This is a genomic window from Chryseobacterium foetidum (assembly GCF_025457425.1).
Classification (GTDB): Bacteria; Bacteroidota; Bacteroidia; order Flavobacteriales; family Weeksellaceae; genus Chryseobacterium; species Chryseobacterium foetidum.
In genome coordinates, this window is sequence record NZ_JAMXIA010000001.1 from 1847060 (window position 1) to 1870122 (window position 23063).

A 23063-nucleotide genomic window follows, 5' to 3' on the forward strand; every position below is an offset into this window, starting at 1 on the left:
TAAGTGTAGATTTGCATCATACAATTACCCTTGAAAACAAAAGTCACCGGACTTACTTTTCTTACTTACAATAAATTACATTTTTTACATTAAATATGTTTAACATAGAAACGTTAAGGTCAAAATCCGTAACGGAGTTGACTAAAATCCTGAGAGATTTGGGCGTTAAAGTTGCAAGAAACAGCACAGATAATGATAAAATCTTTGCCGTACTTGACTTTCAGGCGTCTAATCCTAAAGTGGCAAAAGATTACTTCAACACCACAGAAACTACAGCAGACAGTACTCCAGCTTCAACTACTGAAGAAACCACCGCGGAAAAACCTGCGAAAGCTCCTGCCAAAAAGCCTGCAGCCAAAAAAGCACCTGCGAAACCAAAAACTCCTGCAGCTGCAAAAGCAGAACCTCAGGAAGTGAAAGCAGAAGAACCTACAGCACAAACTGATCAAAAAACAGAAACGGCACAGCCTGAAATTTCAGCAGCAGAAGTATCCGAAAACGATCAGGCAAATAGGAAAAAAAGAAGAAGGCTGCCTTCGGAAAACAGCCAGCCTCAAAATACCGAGAGCAACACGGAAGAAAACACAGAATCTTCTGAACCAAAAGCTCCTCAACAAAATACGCCACAAGAGGAAAGACCTAGAAAACCTGTACATCCTCAACATTCTAAAGGGCAAAATCAACAACGGAACCAAAATCCAAATCAAAACCCTAATCAGAATCAAAACCAGCATCAACAGCAACAGCAAAATCAAAATCAGAATAATCAGCACCAAAACAGAAATCAGGACAGACCTGAGGAAGTGGAGCAGAAAAAAGAGTTTAGTTTTGACGGCCTGGTAAGCATTGAAGGTGTTCTTGAAATTTTACCGGATAACTACGGATTCCTGCGTTCATCAGACTTCTCTTACATTTCTTCACCGGACGATGTGTATGTTTCAACTGCACAGATCAGAAATTTCGGACTGAAAACCGGAGATAACGTAAAAGGAATCGTAAGACTGCCTAAAGAAGGTGAAAAATATTTTTCTCTGTTAAAACCTACAGAAGTTAACGGACGTGATTTGGCATTTATCAAAGACCGTGTTGCTTTTGAATACCTTACACCCCTTTTCCCTGAAGAGAAATTTAATCTTGCAGGAAAAGGAGCAACGATCTCCACAAGAATTGTAGATCTTTTTGCCCCAATCGGAAAAGGCCAGAGAGCGATGATTGTTGCCCAGCCAAAAACGGGTAAAACGATGCTTTTGAAAGATATTGCGAATTCTATCGCAAGCAACCACCCGGAAGTTTACATGATGGTACTTTTGATCGACGAACGTCCTGAAGAAGTTACCGATATGGAAAGAAGTGTAAATGCGGAAGTAATCGCTTCTACATTTGACGAAGCTGCAGACAAACACGTAAAAGTAGCCAATCTGGTTTTAGCCAAAGCCCAAAGAATGGTAGAATGTGGACATGATGTTGTGATTCTTTTAGATTCCATTACAAGATTGGCAAGAGCTTACAACACAGTAACTCCGGCATCAGGAAAAGTACTTTCCGGAGGTGTGGATGCCAACGCACTTCACAAACCGAAAAGATTCTTCGGAGCTGCAAGAAAGATTGAAGGCGGAGGATCTTTAACGATTATCGCTACAGCTTTAATTGACACAGGTTCTAAAATGGACGAGGTAATCTTTGAAGAATTTAAAGGTACCGGAAACATGGAACTTCAACTGGACAGAAAAATTGCCAACAGAAGAATTTATCCTGCGATTGATTTGGTTGCATCAAGCACCCGTCGTGATGATCTTCTTTTAGATGAAAACACCTCGCAGAGAATGTGGATTTTCAGAAAATTCCTTTCTGAAATGAATCCTGTGGAAGCCATGGATTTTGTGAATAAAAACATCAAAGGAACGATCAGCAATGAAGAATTCCTGATGTCGATGAACAGATAATTTTCAGTTAAAAAAATATTTAAGGCACATACTCAAAAAGTTTGTGCTTTTTTTATTTCAGCAAGTCGAATCATCAATGTTAAAGATTTATTAAAATAATCCGTAATTTTTGATAATGGCTTAAATATTGGCTAAATTTGGGTAATAACATTAAAAAATATAATTATGTCATTTGAATTACCACAACTAGGTTATGCTTACGATGCTTTAGAGCCGACTATTGATGCAAAAACAATGGAGATTCACCACTCGAAGCACCACCAGGCGTATATCGACAATTTAAATAAAGCAATTGAAGGTACTGAGCTTGCAGACAAATCTATCGAAGAAATCTGCAAAACAGGAACTGACAAACCTGCAGTAAGAAATAACGGAGGCGGACACTTTAACCACTCATTATTTTGGGAAATTCTTACTCCTGGTGGTAGCAATGAGCCTGTAGGATTGGTTAGAAACGCTATCGAAAATTATGGTGGATTAGAAAAATTCAAGACTGATTTTTCTGAAGCTGCTAAAACAAGATTCGGATCTGGATGGGCCTGGTTGGTTAAGAATGAAGATGGTTCTGTTTCTGTAACTTCTACGCCAAATCAGGACAACCCTTTGATGCCTGTTGCAGACATTAAAGGAACTCCGGTTTTAGGATTGGATGTTTGGGAGCACGCTTATTACTTAAACTACCAAAACAGAAGACCTGATTATGTTTCAGCGTTTTTCTCTGTTGTAAACTGGGATAAAGTGGAGGAATTATTCAACAAATAATCTTCAACAATTCATAAAAAAGGTTCAGAATTAATTTTCTGAACCTTTTTTTATTTTAGTATTTACATTTAATCATTAAACAAAATTCAACAATTAAATAAGAGTTTACTTTTCAGCCAAAAGCCAACTGCCAGAAGCCTCCTAAGCTTTATTCAGCCACTCCGATTTTGAAAGATAATTCTGATCCGGATAATAAATAAAAAGAAGATTTCTTCCTTTGATTGTATTGATGATCGGCTGAGTCAAATCTCTAGGAACCGCCGGACAGCCCCAGCTTCTTCCTATTCTTTTATGCGTTGCGGCAAAATCTTCGCTCACGTAATCTGCACCATGCATCACGATGGCTCTTCTGTAAGCCGCATCATTAAAACCTTTGTCCATCCCAAGAAGTTTTAAGGAATATCCGTTTCCACCGTTGTAGGTGGCATCAGTGATATAAAAACCCATGCTGCTTTGTAAAGAACTGTCGGTATTCGAAAAATTGGTGGCAAATTCTTCACCCGTGTTTTTTCCGTGGGCTACAAGAGAATTAAACAGCACTTTCTTATCGTTCAGATCAATCACCCAAAGCCTTTTCGTATTGGATGACATAGAAAAATCGCAAACAGTAAGCAAATGTGAATTTTCATTAAGTAGACCCGCCTTTTTCATATTTTCAAAACCAGTCAGCGCTTTGGAGAACACTTCAAAATTCAATTCATGTTCAGGCGCGAAAGCAATAGATTTGTAAAGTTCTTCGGAAGTTGATGTTTCAGATTTTTCTGATGATTTCAGATTAACAATCTTTTCAGATTTTTTTTCTTCACTCATTTTAAAATTTTCTTTTTTATCTGCTGGAGAAAGATAAAACGAGGTCGTCACTACATACACTACACTTAATACACTATACAATAACTTCATTCAATATTATGTTAAATTAAAATTGCGGAGACAAATTTATAAAAACATAATTATCAAATACTTAACATTGGAATAGTTTAACTCAATTTAAGAAACATTAACAACCGGAAAAAGTGAATTATTTCCCTGATTCTGAATCCCCTACAAACTCCAGACTTATAGAATTCATGCAGTATCGCGTGCCTGTGGGAGCCGGCCCGTCATTGAAAACATGACCCAAATGAGAATCACAACGTTTGCAAACAACTTCTATTCTTTCCATACCGTGAGAAGAATCCCGATTATATTTTACTCCGTTTTTATCAGCTTCAAAAAAACTTGGCCATCCGCAGCTGCTCATAAATTTCTGGTTGGAACGGAAGAGATGATTCCCACAAACGGCACAGTAATATTCTCCGGGCTCATCAAACTCATTGTATTTTCCTGTAAAAGGTCTTTCTGTGGCGGCTTCACGTGAAATCGCATACAATTCTGGTGAAAGAATTTTTCTCCATTCGTCATTGGAAATATTCAGTTTTTCAGTTTCTGTTCTTGAGTAATATGGATTGTTTTTTGCTTGGTCTTGCATAAGATTTAATTTAAAAATTGATTTTATTAACGCAAATATTTAACCACAAATCGAAGATTCGACGAAGTCAAAAGGCACAAAAGTCATTTTCTCTGTTTAGTGCTGTCGTAATTCAGTTTTTAAAGTTCACAAAATGTAATAGTTAAAATTAGATAACGCTGATAAACTTATCACCTAAAAACTTAGTGCGAAATGTTAAGATTTAAACATTAAATAATGCAAAAGACTTATTTGATCTTTTCACCGTTCACTTATAAACTTAAATTTCAACTATACCTTTTGTGACTTTTGTGGTAAAATACAATACCAAATTTACTAAATTTGAGGATATGAATGATGAACTGAAAAGAAAACAACTCAATAAATACAAGGCTTTTGCTACGGGACTCTTTGTTTTGATGGCAATTATCTTCGTTGTTACCACTATTTTACAGAAGACCCACGATTCTCATTGGATCGGCTACGTCCGTGCTTTTTCTGAAGCAGCAATGGTAGGCGCTTTGGCAGATTGGTTTGCGGTGACAGCACTTTTCCGTCATCCGCTCGGGTTGCCGATTCCGCATACAAATCTGATTGAAAACAGTAAAGAAAAACTGGGAGATAATCTGGGAAGTTTCGTGGTTTCTAATTTCCTTTCGCCTCAAACCATCCGTCCTTATATTCAGAAAATCAAAATATCCAACTTTGTGGGAGAATGGCTGACGAAAGAAAGAAATCAGGAAGTTTTGATTAAAAATCTTTCGGATATAATCTTGGATATTCTGAATAAACTGGATGATGCTGAAGTCAGCCGTTTTATCAGTAAAAAAGTGAGCGAAATGACCGATGATATTCAGCTGAATAAAATTTTAGGCAACGGAATCATATATCTTTTAGACAAAAACGACCATCAGAAAATCGTAACCAATCTTTCAAAACAAATCAAAGAATATTTGATTGAAAATGATGAGATGATTAAAGAAAGGGTGAAAAAAGGAAGTTATTCTTTCATTCCATCTTTTGTAGACAAAAAAATTGCTGAGAAAATTGCAAGCGGGCTATCTGATTTCTTCCGCGAAATAGAGGAAGATACCAACCACGAAATCAGAACTTTAATTACAGAAAAAATTTATGAGTTTTCAAATGATTTAAAAGAAGATCCAAAGTGGATTGATGAGTTTAAAAGCATTAAGAACGATTTTTTAAACAATCAAAAGCTTGATGAATACGCAAATGACATCTGGGTTTCAATTAAAAAAACATTGAGTACCGAACTTCAGGAAGAAGAATCTTCATTGAAAAAATACATTACCAAAAACCTCAACGAGTTTTCTGAAAACTTAAAAACCGACGAAAAACTTCAGAATAAAATCGACAACTGGGTGAGAGTAACGGCCTACAAATACATTCTGAAAAATACGCACCAAGCCGGAAACCTCATCAGTTCCACCGTCGGAAACTGGCAGGGCAAAGAACTGAGTGAAAAACTTGAATTAGAAGTCGGTAAAGACCTGCAGTTCATTCGTGTGAACGGAACTTTGGTTGGCGGTTTGGTGGGATTGATTATTTATACTATTTCGCATTTTTTTATTTAAAATTCTCACGCAGATTGAGCAGATTTTTACAGATCATTTAATTTTACGATCTGTTAAGTCAATCTGGAGACTTTAAAAACAAAAAATCAAAACCTCATCGATTTTGCTTTTTTATCTTGTCTTTAAGTTTTTATATTTCGTTTATCCACAGGTAAATATCCTGTTCAGAAGGAATATTGATTTTTTTTCTCAGTCTGCTTTTTCGGGTTTGCACGGTTCTTACCGTGACGAAAGTATAATCAGCAATATCTTTTGTAGAAAAATTGAGTTTTAGTAAAGCACAAAACCGCAAATCTTCACTGTTGATTTCGGGATATAATTCTTTTAAATTTTCGGTAAATTCGGGGTAAACTTCCTGGAAACGGGTTAGAAATTCGGGTTTGTTTTCTTTGGCCAATTGCACAATTTCTTCGAAGGATTCATTCACTTTTTGTTTTAAATCTTGGTTTTCTATTTCTTTTTCTTGAATTATGATTTCTTTATCTTTTGCCTCTTCAACATATTTCTTGCGAGTGAGAAGCCATGTAATAAAAAATAAAATGAGGGATATCAAAAAGATAATATAGAGGCTTGTTTTAGATTCTTCTTCGGCCATTTTATTTTCCTTCAGAACTTTTTTTAAAGGAATTTCTTGATTTCTCTTTTTTATCACTTCTATACTGTCATTGATGAAAGTATATTTTTCCAGATATTCTTTTTCCTTTTTCCCGTCGCCAATTGCTTTGTAGGCTTCGTAGAGCAGTTTGTAATCTTCTTTAATTTCGCTGGGGTTATTAATTTTTTTATAGATTTTAAGAGATTCATTGTAAAAAGAAATGGCTTTTTCATAATCCTTTTGATAAAAATGATATCTACCGTTCATTCTTTCCACCAACGCTTTTTGGAACTCCCGAAATGAGCCTTCATCATACAGCTTTTCTCCTAAGTCAAGATAATATCTTGCTGAATCTGATTTTTTCTCATACAGTATAAAATATTTTGCAAGCCGCACCGACGTATAAGGACTCCGATAATAGTAGTGGGCTTTTTGCGCATCTTTATAATACGACTTGTACATGTTTTTCTTTTCATAAAGAAACCCTCTTGAACTATACATATATTCAAGATCTTTATTTTCACCTTTTATGACTTCTAAAATTGAAATGGCTTTGCCATAATTTTCCAATGCAAGCGATTCATAATCTAAATAATCATAATTTCTTGCATATTGGGCATAGATTTTTGCCTCTATAAGTGGATTTTTAAAGCTTTTATTGGTAGCTTCTGCAAGCTCAAGATATTCAAAACTTTCTTTTATTCTGTAAAGCGTCATGCAAATATTTGCGGCAACTACATAAGCTTCACTTTTTCCTTTTTTATCATTTAAAGATTCATAATTTTTAATGACTTTTTTACATAAAAGTAAAGATTTTTCCACCTCTGCCGAACCTCTTAATCTTGGAATTTCTTTTTGCAATAAAGAATCTGTTTCTTTTTTTGAAATTTGGGAAAAGCAAAAATTGACAACAAAAAGCAGTACAAAAATGAATTTGAACCTTGATGGTATGAAAGAAGTTGGTGCTTTTTTAGAAAACATAAGTCTCAAAATTACTAAAATAGGATATAAATTAAAAAAAACCGACCAATTTTAATGGCCGGTTGATAACATTTTTTTATGTTTTTATTAAATTAAGGCTTCCAAAACGTCCATTTTTGCCCGTTAAAAACAATCAATCGGTGTTTATCCGATGTTGCTCCTTTCAAAAAAGCCATCATTCCCGGAGAAGGATTTTTGATGGTCGCATAACTGGAAACTATTGGCAAAACCATTGCTTTGTCGGAGGATTCCAACACCAAAACGCCTTCTGTAGATGTAGTTGCATTTCCGATAATGGCTTTTGCTCCCGCTATATCTGCAAGTGGGGCAGCTTGCGGATCTTTTACCAAAGCTTCTACCGCAGAAGAATATCCAGATTCTACGCTGAGGTCGCTCCAACCTGTGTTTTCGTTTTTTACTTTTACTTTGTACTGCCCTGTCGCAGAAACATCAAAAATTAAAGTTCCGCCTTTGGCATCGTTGGCGCCTGTGGGTACGGTTTCTACATAAGGAAGAATAATTCCCTTATCGTCATCTGTCCCGAATTCCAATAAAACGGAAGTGCTGCTGACATTTCCTGCTGAATTTGTTGCCCCAATTCTTACCTGCGAAAAAGCAAGTGCAGATATGGATAGCGTGAGTGTAATTACTATTTTTTTCATAATTTTTTCTTTTTTAAGTAACCTTTTGAAAGTTGGAATTTAGTTTTGATTAAATTATCCGTCATTATTAAGGGCAACCTTGAGTGTTGAAGCATTTCCAACCTTCACCTGTCCCCGGTCCTGTATAGATTTTCAGACAGCCTTTGCCACTATCTGCAAAAGTATCAAATACCATCATTCCCACAACTGGATTGGTAATCTTGTTTATGTGGTTGATTGCAGAACTTTGTGCAGGATCGCTCGTCATTCGGGTAATCACAAAACCTTTACTTTTACTTTCCAAAACGGTGAAAGCAGAGTTTTTGTTCATTGGCCAATCGCTTGCTGTATTATTTGTTCCTGAACTTGTTTTTCCTGCTCTTCCAAGAGTTGTGATACCGTGTTTCACCGGGTACGTTGCTCCTGTAACCAAGGTTGGGTCTTCATAACAAACTGCGCAATATTCGCCGGCAATTTTGGAAATGGTGTACGCTCCCTGCATCGCATCATCAGTGAATTCAAATACAACACGTGATACTTTTTTTCCGTGAAAATTAACATTCACAGTTCCTTCGCGTGTTCCAGAGGCAGCTTCAAAAACAACAGGATATTGAGCATCATAAAAACTGTTGCCAGAAACGCCAATATTTGCAGGGTTATAAATAGAGTAATTTGCAGGTGTTAAGGTAATGAGGCTGTTGTTTTCATCATAAGCATTTACCTTTACCCTATCGCCATAGTCTATATCGCTTAATGTGAATGATAACAAACTAATTGGTGTATTAAAAGACAGCGTACTCACAATTTTTTGTGATTCCGGAAGCCCAGATGATTGATTATGTCCTATTTGAATACCGGTTTCGCCATTATAATGATCATCCGAAATTCTATTGGGAGTAAACAAAGATGCAGCCAAGGTAGTTGTATGGGTAAGACTCAATCTGTTATTTCCGATGCTGATATTGTTGTTGGCAAATACAGCTTCGGATTTTGCAGTTCCGTTATTGTATGGGGTTAAATTTGCCATTACTACAGGACAGCCATTTGCGTTTGTAATGGTAATTCTTCCATCTTCTACCTCACCTCCAAATACAGAACCTGTTGGGAGTATGATATCTGCATTGTTTTTAGCAATTCTTAATCTGTAATAGGTTTCCCCAGCAGAAAGTCCAGATAATCCTGACCAGCTTAGAATGGCATTTGTTGCACCATTTGGTACAGCCACTGATACAGCTTCGGAAGCATCGAAAGTTCCGTTTCTATTAAAATCGATCCAACCTCTCAATGTTGCGCCAGTTCCTGTAGAATTTACTACCGGTACCGTGATTGTATAAGTGTTAGTAGCTGTAGTAAGTGCGGGAAATACCATACTGTTTTCATCATTTATATTATTATTGTCATCACCGTTTGCATCGGCATTAGGATAAGCGTCGAATTCTAAATCTATTGTGCTGCCAATCATTAGTGATGCGGTATTGTTTGTAGCATCATACTGAGAAGCGGTGTGACGAGGTCCGTTTGAAGAAAGCAAGGTTTTATAGCTATCGGGTGCATCTCCGAAATCAGATATTGCAAAAGGATTCAGTGGGTAAGCACAACTTGCCAAATCTCCTTGCCCTCCCATTGGAGATATATTTCCTATTTCTGAAACGGTAAAATTGTTATTCATACGGAACAATTTCGTTCCGTTAGAAATATATAATTCTCCTGCCGAATTGAAAGAAATACCATTTGGATTTTCCCCCATATTTTGCTTCAGAACCTGCTCTAATACCAAAGGTGTAGACCCCATACTTGTTTGCGGAACTGCACTTTTTACTCTAAACACATACGCTGTTGGTGAACCGTTGCCACCTGCTAAAATCCATAAGTTGCCATTTCCATCCATTGCAATATCACCACCGGCATTGTCATTCAAAAGGGTATTAAGGCTAACTCCGTTTTGATTGACATAGTTACTAGCTATGGTTGCCCATGTATTATTGGTAATGCTATAATATTTCAAAACATTGGTCGAAGTTATTGCATAATATCCCAGTCCATCATTGGTTGCCGTACCTCTAAAAATTGTTCCGGTAGTTCCTGCTAAAGTTGCGTACGTATTGGTAGTAGGATCATAACTTACAAATGTATTATTTGTGGAAGCGGTTCCTTGAACCTGAACGTAATAAAATTTACCCGTTGCATTGCTATATCCTAAAGCATTCGGGCCGTTTGTACCTGTTGGTGTTGCCGGATGTGGTGTGGTATTGATGACTGTGCCTAATGCGGCAGAAGTTAGCGGATTACTAAATGCTCTTATCTCCCCAGTTGTAGCACTTAAACTATAAGTTTTCCCTTCGCAATCAAATTGAGCATGTCCGAGATTAAAACTGATTAACTGAAAAATCAGTATCAAAAAAAAATTTGTTTTCATTAAAAATTGTATAATTATTTGTGTATTTTATTGTAAAATTGATTGCTTATTGCCTTACTTTTTATTAATAGATCTTTCTTTTCTACAACAATTTGTTTTTCCAAAATCAATAATGCTTGGAAACTATATTTAGAGAGTTAACTAAGAATAAATCTCAAACTAAATACATCTCAAAAATTTATCTTCTTTACTAACAGAAAAAAATTAAGTGAAGTATTAAAAAAATATCAAAGAATTTACGAAAGAGATGGCGGCGGTCTTACCGGGAAAGCAGATTTATTCTGAACCGTAAGAATTCCTGCTCTTTTAAAATGTTCCGATGCCAACTTAATCTCTCTAAAAGAAAAAGAAGTTTTGTAACCTTCGGAACGATTGATTTGTTTCGCATAGGTTGGCTGAAAATGCTCAGTAAAAGTAGAAATTTTCCCTATGAAAGTAAAGCGTTTTTCTAGTTTAGAAGTAGAAAATGTAAGTTTGTAGAAAGAAGGATTATCTTTTTTAGGAGCAATTTTTTCCTGAACCTTTTTTGCCGATTGCTTTTGGGCAATATGTAAAACGGATTGTTTTTTCGGCTCGGGCTTTATATTTTTTGAAGGAAGAATTTCTACAATTTCATAATTTTCAGAAGATTCGAGATTAGAAATTTTAACCCCCGAAGAAATGTAAATTTTACTTTTTGGGGAAGATACAGCTAAAGAATCTGGTTTCGAAACCAAAATCTCTTTTTCACCATAAACAGAAGTTCCGGCAGAAATAAAAATCTGAGCTTGAAAACTCTGAACAAGAAAAAACAAAAAGACATAGAACAATTTACTCGTAAAAAGTAAACTGTGCCAATATTTGCCATCATTTGTGTTTTTGCTCATATTGTGTTTTTCGTAAAGCAAAGAGAATAAAAACCTATAGAAAATACAAAAAAACACCTACGACACAGATACGCAAAAGTTACAGATATTTAAAATTCAATCTGTTACAAAAAAAAATGAGCACCTCATCAGATAAGGTGCTCTATTCAATTTACCAGATAAATTTATTAGAAGACAGTATTTCTATCTGGAGATCCTACCCGCTCTCGTCAAAATTTCTTTATTAATACCGTTAATCAACTGTGGACCTTCGTAGATAAAACCTGTATACAGCTGAACCAAAGTCGCCCCTGCATTCAGTTTTTCAATCGCATCTTTTGCAGAGTGAATTCCACCGACTCCAATGATTGGGAACGCACGGTTGCTTTTATCCGAAAGATATTTAATCATTTTTGTACTGCGCTCACGGATAGGTTTTCCACTCAAACCACCGTTTCCGATTTGCTCTAAAGTTTCTGCAGAAGTTTTCAGGTTTTCTCTGTTGACTGATGTATTTGAAACTACAATTCCATCGATTTTTGTATCGGCAATAAGTTCAATAATCTCGTCTAATTGCTGATTGTTTAAGTCCGGAGCGATTTTTAGAAGGATCGGTTTTGGATTTACTTTAGTTTGATTAATTCCTTTCACGGCTGTTATCAACTCTCTCAGGTATTCGACATCTTCCAGTTTTGCGTGGCTGCCAACGTTGGGACAACTTACATTCAGTACAAAATAATCTACGTAAGGATGCAGACCTTCAAAACAGTCAAGATAATCCTGTGTATAGTTTTCCGGCGTTGTATCGGTGTTTTTTCCGATGTTTCCACCGATGATGATTTTTCCTTTGTTGCCTTTCAGTTTTTGAATCGCTGCCTGCAAACCATCATTGTTGAAACCCATTCTGTTGATGATTCCACCATCTTCGATGAGACGGAATAGTCTTTTCTTAGGATTTCCGGCCTGAGCTTTTGGCGTTACCGTTCCTATTTCTACAAATCCAAATCCTAGATCACCTAATTCATTGAATAAAACTGCATTTTTATCAAAACCAGCTGCCAACCCAACCGGATTTTTAAATTTCAATCCGAAAACTTCTCTCTCAAGACGTTTATCTTCAATAGGTTTCGGAAGGAATAATTTGGTAAGAAACCCGAAATTTTTGAGCATCGAAAAAGTAAAGTGGTGTACTTCTTCAGGATCAAATTTGAAAAGAATTGGGCGAATGAGCGATTTGTACATTGAAAAAAAGTTTTACAAAAATAATCATTTTAAAATTAACGGATTATTGATGTAGGATACTTTTTCTCGAATATGAATTTTACGAATTCTTTTACGAGTTATGGAAATCTGCACGATCTGTAAAATTTGCATGAGAATTTATCGCAAAGTTTATTAGCAAACTTTTTATTTTAAGAGACAAAGGCAAATAAAATTTGCTTCACGAAGCGTGAACGTTAGCTTACTGATCAACTTGCTGATCATTCTTTATTCCTTGAGGTTGTAAAAATGAATATAAAACTTTGCGTTAAAAAAGCTACTGCTGAAAATTCGTCACTTCGAGTAACGCAGCAAAGCGGAGTGTATCGAGAAGTTTGCGCGATGTTCTCGATACATTTTTCTCCATTTCATTACGAAAAACACTCGAACTGACGGAAATTTTGTTACAATTACAGATATACACTCAAATCGAGTTTCAGAATATCCCCTACTCTTTTGAAATCTTCATCAACCGTTGCGTTCAAGGTAATTTTTTCATTTGAAATAGGATGATTGAAAGCCAATTGATGCGCGTGCAGTGTCATTTTTGAAATGCCAAAAGTTTCAAGCCACAATTTGTTTTGCTTGTTGCAGCCGTGTTTTCTACAGCCTAAAATGGGATGCAGAATATGTTTAAAATGTTTTCTCAACTGATGAAACCGTCCTGTCTCTGGAATCGCTTCTACCAGACAATATCTTGAAGTCTGATGTTTTAAAAAAGGCAAATCTATTTCTGAAGTCTGTAACCGACGATAATATGTAACCGCGTTCTGCTTAATTTCATTTTCATTCACCAAATCGTAATCGATGGTTTCTTCATCTTTCGCCCAGCCACGAAGAATGGCGATGTATCGCTTTTCAACCTTTTTCTCTTCAAACTGAGTGCTCATAAGTCGCAAAGTGTCTTTATCTAAAGTGAAAAGCAGAACGCCTGAAGTTTTTCTGTCTAATCGGTGAACAGGATACACTTTTTGTCCGATCTGTTTTCTCAGTTCCTGAATTGCGTAAGTGTCTGCCTCTCCGGAATAGAAAGATTTATGAACCAGGAGTCCGCTGGGTTTGTTGATGGCAATAAGATGTTCGTCGCGATACAGAATTTCTAACATTCCGCAAAACTAAGGATAAATTAGTTTTACAACTCTCTTTTAAAAGTATAAATAACACCGTAAAAGGTTCCTCCGTAATCCCTGCTTTCTGCGACCACCAATTCCCAGCCTTCACTTCCGTGTTGATTTAAAATCTTATCAATTTCAACAGGATCATATTTGGTTCCCCAAAATCCTTTCGGTTCAATAATAACTGTTTTATACTCGAATCTTTTTTTCATAATACATTTCTATTCAGCTTTAAATTTAAAATAATTAATTGAAATTTAGACGTAAACCTAACGGGTTTCAGAAACCCGTTAAGTTTTGTATTTTTATTCATAAGTTTAAAAGTGCAACTACTTATTTAGTTGAGTCCTCCTTTTCTTTAAACACTTCTCAGATTCTACAGTAGAAGCTTTTTCATGCCTAAAAAAAAAAGAATTACAAATCTCCTTCAGATGAAAAAATTAACATTTTATCCTTACTGATAATTGATTATTTTATTTATCATTGCAAAAAATAAAATTATGAAAAACTTCAGTTTAATATTACTCACATTGCTGTTGTCATCGAATCTTTTTTCGCAAACGACTGATACTTTGAGTTTAGGCAAAACAGGCAGAGAATTTTTCATCAAGGGAAACCAGAAATATAAGGCATCTGAATACAAAAGCGTTTTTACCAATCAGGAAGCTTTGGCTTACATGAAAAAATCACGTACCAACAATGCTGTTTCTCAGGTTTTTGGGATAATGGGCGGCGGATTGGTCGGATGGGGACTGGCTTCTGCAATCAGCGGAAAAAAAACAGTGCAAAATGGTGTGGTAATTAAAGAACAGGCAAAAGGTGGCTGGGGATTAGTTGGTGCCGGCGTTGGATTAATCGGTATCGCAATTCCTTTTGCAATTGGTTCTTCTAAAAACCTTAAAAATGCTGTTAAAACCCAGAATGAAGCTGACAGAAGAGGCAACGAATCTCAAAAGACTCATGCCAACAGATTTTACAAACTTGAAATTGGCGGAAACGGAGTTGGATTAAGTTATAATTTCTAAAAATAATGTAAAGCGGTTTTTTTAAACTGCTTTTTTATTCCTTATTAAAATATTGCATGATCTAAACCTAACGGGTTTTCGAAACCCGTTAGGTTTGGAAGTATGCTTTTGTAAAATTGGGATTTTAATTTTTGAGCTGTCGCTAAACCTCATAGATTTTTGAAACCTATGAGGTTTTCTTTGGAAAAATTACAGTTGTTCATAAACGTAATTTTCTCCATAGCCCTGATGGGAACGGCATCCTTTTTTGTGGCGGATGCAACGAAGTGGAGACCGCCACAAAAAAGATACAGTGGACAGCAGGTTCCCGGCTCCTAAAAATCTGCAATGCAAAAACTTCCGTCATCCCGCTTCCCACTTCCCGCTTTTTCACTATTTTTGCACGTAAGACGAAAAATTTATGGCAAAGCAAGACGATGTTTTCAAGAAAGTGATTTCTCACGCTAAAGAATATGGGTTTATTTTCCCTTCAAGTGAAATTTACGATGGTTTATCTGCAGTTTATGACTACGGACAAAACGGTGCAGAACTGAAAAACAATATCAAACAATACTGGTGGAAAGCGATGGTACAGTTGAACGAAAATATTGTGGGTATTGATTCGGCGATCCTGATGCACCCGACCACCTGGAAAGCCTCGGGCCACGTTGATGCTTTTAATGATCCTTTGATTGACAATAAAGATTCTAAAAAACGTTTCAGAGCGGATGTTTTGGTGGAAGATTACTGTGCGAAGATCGAGGATAAAGAAAATAAAGAGATTGAAAAAGCTGCCAAAAGATTTGGTGAGTCCTTCGATAAAGCTCAGTTTGAAGCGACGAATCCTAAAATTTTGGAATACCGTGCGAAGAGAGCTGAAATTCTTTCAAGATTGGCGAAATCTTTAGAAAATGAAGACCTTGCCGATGTAAAATCTTTAATTGAAGAACTGGAAATTGCTGATCCGGACACCGGTTCAAGAAACTGGACTGAGGTAAGACAATTTAATCTGATGTTTGGAACCAAACTGGGTGCTTCTGCAGATTCTGCGATGGATCTTTATTTGAGACCGGAAACTGCTCAGGGAATTTTTGTTAATTTTTTGAATGTACAGAAAACTTCGCGTCACAGACTTCCGTTTGGTATTGCTCAGATTGGTAAGGCGTTTAGAAATGAAATCGTTGCGAGACAGTTTATCTTCAGAATGCGTGAATTTGAACAGATGGAAATGCAGTTTTTTGTTGCTCCGGGAACTGAAATTGAATTCTACGAACAGTGGAAAACAAAACGTCTGAACTGGCACAGAGCGCTTGGTTTGGGTGATGAAAATTACAGATTCCACGACCATGAGAAACTGGCGCATTATGCAAATGCTGCGGCGGATATTGAATTTAATTTCCCGTTTGGATTTAAGGAACTGGAAGGTATTCACTCAAGAACCGATTTCGATTTGAAGGCGCATGAGAAATTCTCCGGAAGAAAATTACAGTTTTTCGATCCTGAGAGAAATGAAAATTATGTTCCTTATGTGGTGGAAACTTCTGTTGGTTTAGACAGATTATTCCTTTCTATATTCTCGCATTGCTTAAAAGATGAAGTACTGGAGGACGGTTCGGAAAGAACAGTTTTATCGTTACCTCCAGCGTTGGCTCCGGTAAAAGCAGCGATTCTTCCTTTGATGAAGAAAGATGGTTTGGCAGAATATGCTGAAAACATCTTCAATGATTTGAAATACGATTTTAATTTATTCTACGAAGAAAAAGATGCGATCGGAAAGCGTTACAGAAGACAGGATGCCATCGGAACGCCTTACTGTATCACAATTGACCACGATTCGTTAACCGATCACACAGTGACCATCAGAGACAGAGACACAATGCAGCAGGAAAGAGTTCCGGTTTCTGAACTGAGAAGAATTATCGATGAGAAAACGAATTTCAGAAATTTACTTTCTAAAATATAAATTGAAAGCCTTGAGAAATCAGGGCTTTTTTGATGCCTGATTCTAAAAATATTCTAAATTTGTTGAAGACCCAATTCTTATGATTATTCTTTTTTATATTACTTTATTTCTGGTAGCTGTCGTGATTTTATTCTATATTTTCGGATATGCTTACCTCTTTAACGGTATTTCTAAAACCTATCTGCGTGGGAAATCCAGCGCTAATATTGACGATGGTAAATTCTTCAGCAAAAACGTCATTGAAACGAAATCTCCTAAACCTTGGGTTAAAGCTGATAATTACAACAAAGAAGACTTACCTAAAAATATAGTTGATGATTTAAATCTTGGTAACACCGCTTCATTTTTAGTCATAAAGGACGGAAAACTGTTACACGAACAGTATTGGAAAGGGTACAACAAAAATTCGCTAACCAACTCTTTTTCTATGGCGAAGGCAGTAACTGTGATGCTTTTGGGAAAAGCTTTGGAGGAAGGAAAAATTAAAGATATCAATGATAAATTTTCTGATTATTTTGATGAATTTAAAACCAAACCATCTGCAGAAAATTTAACTTTAAAAAATCTGGCTCAGATGGAATCCGGTTTGGATTGGGATGAAGATTATAAAAATCCTTTCCGGCCGAATGCCAAGGCTTATTATGGGAAAAGCCTTATTGATGCTACATTTAAAAGAAGATTTAAAGAAAAATCCGGCGAAAGATTCGAGTATCAAAGCGGATCGACTCAGCTTTTGGGTTTTGCCATAAAGAAAGCTGCTGGACAAACGCTGGCAAGTTATCTATCTGAAAAATTCTGGATTCCGCTCGGTATGGAGCAAAATGCCATTTGGAGCACGGATAAAAGTGGTATGGAGAAAACGTATTGCTGCATTCACGCCACTTCCAGAGATTTTGCAAAGCTCGGACAGCTATTTTTAAATGACGGTGAATTTGATGGTCAGCAGTTATTGAATCTTGATTTCATCAATGAAATGAAAAATCCGACCAAAAAATCAAGCGAAATTTATGGAATGGGTTTTTGGATTAATAACGATAACCCTATTAAACATTATTATTTCCTCGGACTTCAGGGGCAATATATTATTATGATTCCTGAATATAAAATGGTAATCGTGAGAACAGGAAGTTATAATAATCTGCCTAAAACAGACAGAGGAAGACCAAATCAGGTGAGGTTTTTGGTGAATGAAACAGTGAAGCATTTTTCTTAAGGTTAAGGTTGAAGTTGAAGTTGATACTTAGGGAACAAAGATTAATTTAGATTTGTCTGAAACTTAAATAGACTTAAAAGCTAAAACACCTATTGTTTCAAATTCTTTTAAACAGAAAATTATGAAAAATTACAACCCGAAAGTGGATGAGTACATTGAAAAAGCTCCGGAGTTTGCACAACCGATTTTAAACATAATTCGTGACGTTGTTCATGAATGTTATCCTGAAATCGAAGAAGCGATCAAATGGAAGTTCCCGACTTTTATGTACAAAGGGAAAATTCTCTGCTCGATGGTGTCGTTTAAACAATATTGCAGCATGGGGTTTTGGCTTCACGGTGAAATGCAGACCATAAAAAATCTCAAAACCGATGCCGAACAAACCAACATGTTCAGTCTCGGGAAGATTACGAAAATGGAAGAACTTCCGAAAAGACCTCAGCTCAAAAAAATCATCTTTGAAGCCATGGAACTGACCGATATGGGCGTTAAGCTAAAGAAATCAGCACCTTCAAAAACCGAAATTGAAGTTCCTGACTATTTTCAAAATGCTTTAAATCAAAATCAAAAAGCTTTGGAAGTTTTTCAAAAAGCATCACCTTCTTTCAGAAAAGAATATGTCAATTGGATTGTTGAAGCCAAAACCGAAACTACCCGGAACAAAAGAATGGAGCAGGCTATAGAATGGATTTCTGAAGGAAAAGGCAGGAACTGGAAATATGAGAAGAAATAGAGATGGAAGCAGGAAGATGGGAGCCGGAAGTTTAGCGGCTTGAAATATTTTTTTTTAACTGAAAGTTTTTTTTTAAAAAAGGTCAACTTTCACATTAAATTGATCATTTTTCATAGGTGATGGACGCTGAAAAAGTAAAAAATTTTGAAGTTGATTTCTTTCAAGAAACAGCTTACAAAATTGATGTCCAAAGCTTATTTGAACTTGCCTGCCGCTCATATTCAACTTTAAATTCACCATTGATCTTTTGTGCCTTTTCTGGTTGATATAATTATTTGACAAGCTGTAAAACATTAAGCATGATCAACTAAATTTCTGTCTTGGCAAACCAATTTCGTGTTCCTGCGGATAAGGCTTTCTTGAAGTCATGCTTACATCTTCCTTTACCTGCTGATGAATGTCATAACGCTTTTTACTGTCGTAAGCATATCTGGGATCTGGAATCATCGGCATTTTTGCCATTTTGTGAATAGTTATCGTAGGAAAATGATAATCTACTTCCACTGTTCCGAGCAAAAGATAGCAGCCGCCACCCTGGAAATCGTATTCTTTCAGACTGTCGGGGAAATGTGCCGTGTCGAAATAATCGCCGTTGACGTCAATCCATGTTCCAAAATACATCGTTCCTTTTTTAGTAGGAACATGCTTTCTTGAAATGAGATAGGCGAGCATTTTGACCTGTTTTTTGTGGTTTTTCAAAAGATCTTTCACGAAAACCGAGCCTCTGTATTTGGTTTCAAGTAAATCAAAAGGTGTAGAAGAAACAGGAAATCCTATAATCTCAAGCTCATCAAATGCGTCTTCGAAAGGATCTCTTTTCAGTTCGGGAAGTCTGTATTCCTGTGGAGGTTCTTCAATCAACATCAGGCCTCTGTTTTCAGGTTTAAAATTAATGAGCAGCAATCTGGCTTCCACCAGAAGTTCGTTTTTTCCTTTTCCCGTAAACCGAAATGCGCCAATGAAAATAAGCGTCTGTACAGATTCTATTCCAATCGCAACTCTTCGGATGAAGTCTTCAAGCGATCTGTAATTTCCGTTCTGTTGGCGTTCCAAAACAATTTCGTGAGCGACTTTTGTTTCAAGATTCTGGAGTAACATTAACCCTAAATAAATGTTTTTTTCATGTAAACTGGTTTCAAAATCACTTGAATTCACACAAGGTGGCTGAATATTTCCACCGGACATTTTGGCTTCGTGAATATAGACTTCAGTACGGTAAAACCCACCCTGATTATTGATCACAGAAACCATAAATTCTAATGGATAATACACTTTCAGATATAAACTCTGATAGCTTTCCACCGCATAAGAAGCCGAATGTGCCTTGCAGAAAGAATATCCTGCAAACGATTCAATTTGTCGGTAAGCCTCAGTCGTAAGTTCAATGGAATGACCTTTTGCTATACAAGATTTGAAGAAATGCGTTTTTACTTTCTGGAGTGCAGACAGCGATCTTCCCTTCCCACTCATCGCTCTCCGCAGAATATCGCCATCGCCTAAGCTTAATCCACCAAAATATTGTGCAATTTTTAGAACGTCTTCCTGATATACCATAATTCCATATGTGTCGCTGAGATGTTTTTCAAAAATAGGATGGAAATATTCAAACTGATCAGGATGATTGTGCCGGAAAATATACTCCCGCATCATTCCGCTTTGTGCAACGCCGGGACGGATAATAGATGATGCCGCAACCAGTGTGATATAATCTTCACATTTTAATCTTCGCAAAAGTCCACGCATGGCGGGAGATTCTATGTAAAAACAGCCAATCGTTTTCCCGACGGCTAAATATTCATTGCATACCGGTTCATTTTTAGAGAGCGTTGTATCCCGAATATCAACATCAATTCCCTGTGTTTTCTTGATGAGTTTTACCGTGTCATTAATTGTTCCCAGACCTCTTTGGGAAAGAATATCAAATTTTTCCAGACCAATATCTTCTGCCACATACATATCAAACTGAACGATTGGAAATCCTTTTGGCGGCATTTCAAGAGCGGTGTAGTTGGTGATGGGTTCTTCAGAAATCAAAATCCCACAGGCGTGCATACTTCGTTGATTCGGGAATTTCTCCAACAGTTTTCCATATTGATGAACCAGTTTCACAACGGAATTCATCTCGTGCGTTTCCATTGATTTACCTGCTAAATTGTCCAATTCTTCTTTTGGTAAACCGAAAGCTTTTCCAACTTCACGAAAAATTGATTTGTATTTGAATTCCACGTTGGTTCCACAAAAAGCCACGTATTCTTTACCATACTTTTTAAAAATATATTCGAGCATTGCATCACGATCCTGCCAACTCCAGTCGAGGTCGAAATCGGGAGGTGCCGTACGGTTAAGATTTAAAAAACGCTCAAAATATAAATCCAGTTCCAAAGGACAAATGTCTGTAATTCCAAGGCAATAACTTACAATGGAATTAGCACCGCTTCCTCTTCCCACATGCATAAAACCCATTTCATTGCTGTGTTGAACAATGTCCCAGGTGATAAGAAAATAGGCTGAGAAATTAAGATCTCCAATGACTTTAAGTTCTTTTTCAACTCTTTTTTTTGCGGTTTCATCATCACCATATCGCTTTTTCAGGCCCTCAAAAGCGAGCTTATTTAAAAGTACTATATCTTCTTCGCGGGATTTTAAATAATATTTTTTATTCTTATTTTCGGTACTTCCGCGTTCTTTATAGGTAAAATCAAAACGACATTCTGCTAAAATTTCTGTTGTATTATTAATGATTTCCGGATAGTGTACGAATGATTTTATTAAATTTAATTCGGTAGTAAAATACTCAGATTTTCGGCAGATATCGTCTTCATTGAGTTTCGAAAGAATTGTATTGTTGTCGATCGCCCGCAAAATTCTGTGCAGATTGTACTCTTTTTTGGTGCTGAAAGTTACCGGATGCAAAACCACCATTTTATGGGTTTTATCTTTAAATTTCTGACGGATCAAAAAGTTTAACTCTTCTTCTCTGATGCCTATAAATTCATTTTCTTTTAAGCTTTCCGGAATGTTGTTTAATGGGTAAATGATGAAAACCTTTTCAAATTCCGGAGCTGTTTCAGAAAGTTCAACGCCGTCACAATTATGAGCGGTCAGCATTTTATTCACTTCTCCAATTCCACTGAATTCTTTGGCAATGGCGATGTACAGAAGTCTGTTCTCTTTTCTTACTTCAATTCCGGCGATGGGTTTAATGCCAAATTTCTCGCATTCTTTTTTAAAATCGTAAATAGCGGTTACTGTATTGATGTCTGTTAAAACCAGTTCTTTAATGCCCAATTCGTCAGCCTGCCTCACCAGTTCCTGTACCGATAAAGTGCCGTAGCGAAGACTGTGAAAAGAATGACAGTTGAGAAACATTTTATTTACATTTTAATTATTGACCAAAATCAAAACCTGAAGCTCTGCCTACAGCATCGGTTCCAAAACGGTTTTTGAGGTAATCCATCGTTTGGTAAAGATTCATTTGCTCTTCGGTATCTTCAAAAAGATTCATCTGATGATTCCCGTGAACGAGATCGGTAAACCGCAATCCGATAAGGCGAATTCTCATCCTCCGCGTGTACAGTTTGTCGAAAAGTTCCAGCGCAACCCTTGATAAAGTGTGGTCTGCAGCCGTGTAAGCCACGCGGCTTTGTTTGGTTTCCGTATCAAAATTGGCATAGCGGATTTTCACCATGATCGTTGAGGTGATCCATTTTTCCTGTCTGAGCTGAAATGCAAGTTTTTCAGCCATTCCGCTGAGGATTCTTTTTAATTCCAAAACATCAATCGTATCGGTCGCAAAAGTTCTTTCTGTGGAAACAGATTTCCTTTCAGAGTAGGGAACCACGGGATTTTCGTCGATGCCATTGGCTTTTTTCCAGAGTTCTTTTCCGTTTTTCCCGATCATTTGCTGGAGGACTAAAACGGGCATTTCTGAAAGGGTATGAATGGTCCGGATGCCAATTCGTGACAAAAGCTGAAACGTTTTATCGCCGACCATCGGGATTTTCTTTACTGAAAGAGGATTTAAAAAAGATTTCACCTCCATTTCTTTAATTTCCAGTCTTCCGACGGGTTTAGATTCTCCGGTTCCGATTTTAGATACCGTTTTATTGGTTGAAAGGGCAAAACTTATGGGTAGTCCGGCTTCTTTGTTGACGGCTTCGGCAATTTCTTTCGTCCATTGGTAGCAGCCGTAGAATTTATCCATCCCCGAGAGATCAAGATAAAATTCATCAATACTCGCTTTTTCCATGACGGGAACTCTTTCCTGAATAATTTCTGTAACCTTATGCGATAGATTTGAATACAGTTCATAATCTCCTTTAATGATCTTCGCATCGGGGCAAAGTCTCAGAGCCATGCGGATCGGCATTGCAGAGCGTACGCCAAATTTTCTGGCTTCATAAGAGCAGGAGGCAACAACGCCACGGTCGCCACCCCCGATAATCAAAGGAATTCCGTCGAGTTTGGAGTTGCCCAATCTTTCGCATGACACGAAAAACGTATCCATATCCATATGTACAATCGCACGATTCATGGTGTAAAATTAGTTA

The 23063-nt window shown here is 36.8% G+C and carries 18 protein-coding genes; 7 read left to right on the forward strand and 11 right to left on the reverse strand.

The features are described from left to right. Window positions 1-95 precede the first annotated feature (95 nt). On the forward strand, window positions 96-1943 hold the full coding sequence (gene rho / locus NG809_RS08690) for a transcription termination factor Rho (RefSeq protein WP_262149821.1): 1848 nt from the start codon (window positions 96-98) through the stop codon (window positions 1941-1943). A 165-nt stretch (window positions 1944-2108) separates the two neighbouring features. Further along, window positions 2109-2705, forward strand: a complete 597-nt coding sequence (locus NG809_RS08695) for a superoxide dismutase (protein WP_262149822.1) — start codon at window positions 2109-2111, stop codon at window positions 2703-2705. A gap of 141 nt (window positions 2706-2846) precedes the next feature. On the opposite strand, the gene NG809_RS08700 is transcribed toward NG809_RS08695, so the two are convergent. After that, window positions 2847-3605 (reverse strand): murein L,D-transpeptidase catalytic domain family protein, encoded by a 759-nt coding sequence (locus tag NG809_RS08700; protein WP_262149824.1) that lies wholly within the window; start codon window positions 3603-3605, stop codon window positions 2847-2849. Between the two features lie 118 nt (window positions 3606-3723). Continuing rightward, complete coding sequence (gene msrB, locus NG809_RS08705) at window positions 3724-4173, reverse strand: peptide-methionine (R)-S-oxide reductase MsrB (protein ID WP_262149826.1); 450 nt, start codon at window positions 4171-4173, stop codon at window positions 3724-3726. Between the two features lie 329 nt (window positions 4174-4502). Between msrB and NG809_RS08710 the strand changes: the two genes are divergently transcribed. After that, the gene (locus NG809_RS08710) at window positions 4503-5747 is read left to right on the forward strand and encodes a DUF445 domain-containing protein (protein ID WP_262149828.1); all 1245 of its coding nucleotides are present in this window, start codon (window positions 4503-4505) and stop codon (window positions 5745-5747) included. A gap of 130 nt (window positions 5748-5877) precedes the next feature. On the opposite strand, the gene NG809_RS08715 is transcribed toward NG809_RS08710, so the two are convergent. From NG809_RS08715 to NG809_RS08745, 7 genes are all read right to left on the reverse strand, one after another. Continuing rightward, window positions 5878-7203, reverse strand: coding sequence for a helix-turn-helix domain-containing protein (locus NG809_RS08715; protein ID WP_262149830.1), 1326 nt, complete (start codon window positions 7201-7203; stop codon window positions 5878-5880). A gap of 212 nt (window positions 7204-7415) precedes the next feature. Next, entirely contained in the window at window positions 7416-7985 is a 570-nt protein-coding gene (locus tag NG809_RS08720; protein WP_262149832.1) for a hypothetical protein, read from the reverse strand. Window positions 7986-8052: 67 nt separating this feature from the next. Continuing rightward, complete coding sequence (locus tag NG809_RS08725; RefSeq protein ID WP_262149833.1) at window positions 8053-10380, reverse strand: GEVED domain-containing protein; 2328 nt, start codon at window positions 10378-10380, stop codon at window positions 8053-8055. 236 nt (window positions 10381-10616) lie between these two features. Then, window positions 10617-11246 carry a hypothetical protein gene (locus NG809_RS08730; RefSeq protein WP_262149835.1) on the reverse strand — a complete coding sequence of 210 codons (630 nt, stop codon included), beginning with the start codon at window positions 11244-11246 and terminating at the stop codon, window positions 10617-10619. A 183-nt stretch (window positions 11247-11429) separates the two neighbouring features. Beyond that, the gene (locus tag NG809_RS08735; protein WP_262149837.1) at window positions 11430-12467 is read right to left on the reverse strand and encodes a quinone-dependent dihydroorotate dehydrogenase; all 1038 of its coding nucleotides are present in this window, start codon (window positions 12465-12467) and stop codon (window positions 11430-11432) included. A gap of 428 nt (window positions 12468-12895) precedes the next feature. Further along, complete coding sequence (locus NG809_RS08740; protein ID WP_262149838.1) at window positions 12896-13591, reverse strand: pseudouridine synthase; 696 nt, start codon at window positions 13589-13591, stop codon at window positions 12896-12898. A 26-nt stretch (window positions 13592-13617) separates the two neighbouring features. Continuing rightward, window positions 13618-13812: a DUF4177 domain-containing protein gene (locus NG809_RS08745; protein ID WP_056027245.1), complete on the reverse strand. Its 195-nt coding sequence runs from the start codon at window positions 13810-13812 to the stop codon at window positions 13618-13620. A 288-nt stretch (window positions 13813-14100) separates the two neighbouring features. Here NG809_RS08745 and NG809_RS08750 point away from each other — a divergent pair, with 288 nt between their 5' ends. The 4 genes from NG809_RS08750 (at window position 14101) to NG809_RS08765 (ending at window position 18513) form a co-directional block, all read left to right on the forward strand. Next, window positions 14101-14625, forward strand: a complete 525-nt coding sequence (locus NG809_RS08750; RefSeq protein WP_262149842.1) for a hypothetical protein — start codon at window positions 14101-14103, stop codon at window positions 14623-14625. Window positions 14626-15025: 400 nt separating this feature from the next. After that, entirely contained in the window at window positions 15026-16567 is a 1542-nt protein-coding gene (locus tag NG809_RS08755) for a glycine--tRNA ligase (RefSeq protein WP_262149843.1), read from the forward strand. A 79-nt stretch (window positions 16568-16646) separates the two neighbouring features. Next, window positions 16647-17780, forward strand: a complete 1134-nt coding sequence (locus NG809_RS08760; RefSeq protein ID WP_262149845.1) for a serine hydrolase domain-containing protein — start codon at window positions 16647-16649, stop codon at window positions 17778-17780. 121 nt (window positions 17781-17901) lie between these two features. Next, a complete protein-coding gene (locus tag NG809_RS08765) occupies window positions 17902-18513 on the forward strand; it encodes a YdeI/OmpD-associated family protein (protein ID WP_262149847.1) in 612 nt (203 codons plus the stop codon). A gap of 303 nt (window positions 18514-18816) precedes the next feature. On the opposite strand, the gene NG809_RS08770 is transcribed toward NG809_RS08765, so the two are convergent. Next, complete coding sequence (locus NG809_RS08770) at window positions 18817-21882, reverse strand: DNA polymerase III subunit alpha (RefSeq protein WP_262149848.1); 3066 nt, start codon at window positions 21880-21882, stop codon at window positions 18817-18819. A 16-nt stretch (window positions 21883-21898) separates the two neighbouring features. Then, a complete protein-coding gene (dinB, locus tag NG809_RS08775; RefSeq protein WP_262149850.1) occupies window positions 21899-23047 on the reverse strand; it encodes a DNA polymerase IV in 1149 nt (382 codons plus the stop codon). Between the last annotated feature and the right edge of the window lie 16 nt (window positions 23048-23063).

What these genes read in the sequence shown, in the direction of transcription:
- NG809_RS08755 (WP_262149843.1), top strand. Translation starts at nt 15,026, where the DNA reads ATGGCAAAGCAAGACGATGTTTTCAAGAAAGTGATTTCTCACGCTAAA.
- msrB (WP_262149826.1), bottom strand. Translation starts at nt 4,173, where the DNA reads ATGCAAGACCAAGCAAAAAACAATCCATATTACTCAAGAACAGAAACT.
- NG809_RS08720 (WP_262149832.1), bottom strand. Translation starts at nt 7,985, where the DNA reads ATGAAAAAAATAGTAATTACACTCACGCTATCCATATCTGCACTTGCT.
- NG809_RS08765 (WP_262149847.1), top strand. Translation starts at nt 17,902, where the DNA reads ATGAAAAATTACAACCCGAAAGTGGATGAGTACATTGAAAAAGCTCCG.
- dinB (WP_262149850.1), bottom strand. Translation starts at nt 23,047, where the DNA reads ATGAATCGTGCGATTGTACATATGGATATGGATACGTTTTTCGTGTCA.
- rho (WP_262149821.1), top strand. Translation starts at nt 96, where the DNA reads ATGTTTAACATAGAAACGTTAAGGTCAAAATCCGTAACGGAGTTGACT.
- NG809_RS08750 (WP_262149842.1), top strand. Translation starts at nt 14,101, where the DNA reads ATGAAAAACTTCAGTTTAATATTACTCACATTGCTGTTGTCATCGAAT.
- NG809_RS08725 (WP_262149833.1), bottom strand. Translation starts at nt 10,380, where the DNA reads ATGAAAACAAATTTTTTTTTGATACTGATTTTTCAGTTAATCAGTTTT.
- NG809_RS08745 (WP_056027245.1), bottom strand. Translation starts at nt 13,812, where the DNA reads ATGAAAAAAAGATTCGAGTATAAAACAGTTATTATTGAACCGAAAGGA.
- NG809_RS08735 (WP_262149837.1), bottom strand. Translation starts at nt 12,467, where the DNA reads ATGTACAAATCGCTCATTCGCCCAATTCTTTTCAAATTTGATCCTGAA.
- NG809_RS08710 (WP_262149828.1), top strand. Translation starts at nt 4,503, where the DNA reads ATGAATGATGAACTGAAAAGAAAACAACTCAATAAATACAAGGCTTTT.
- NG809_RS08740 (WP_262149838.1), bottom strand. Translation starts at nt 13,591, where the DNA reads ATGTTAGAAATTCTGTATCGCGACGAACATCTTATTGCCATCAACAAA.
- NG809_RS08770 (WP_262149848.1), bottom strand. Translation starts at nt 21,882, where the DNA reads ATGTTTCTCAACTGTCATTCTTTTCACAGTCTTCGCTACGGCACTTTA.
- NG809_RS08730 (WP_262149835.1), bottom strand. Translation starts at nt 11,246, where the DNA reads ATGAGCAAAAACACAAATGATGGCAAATATTGGCACAGTTTACTTTTT.
- NG809_RS08760 (WP_262149845.1), top strand. Translation starts at nt 16,647, where the DNA reads ATGATTATTCTTTTTTATATTACTTTATTTCTGGTAGCTGTCGTGATT.
- NG809_RS08695 (WP_262149822.1), top strand. Translation starts at nt 2,109, where the DNA reads ATGTCATTTGAATTACCACAACTAGGTTATGCTTACGATGCTTTAGAG.
- NG809_RS08700 (WP_262149824.1), bottom strand. Translation starts at nt 3,605, where the DNA reads ATGAAGTTATTGTATAGTGTATTAAGTGTAGTGTATGTAGTGACGACC.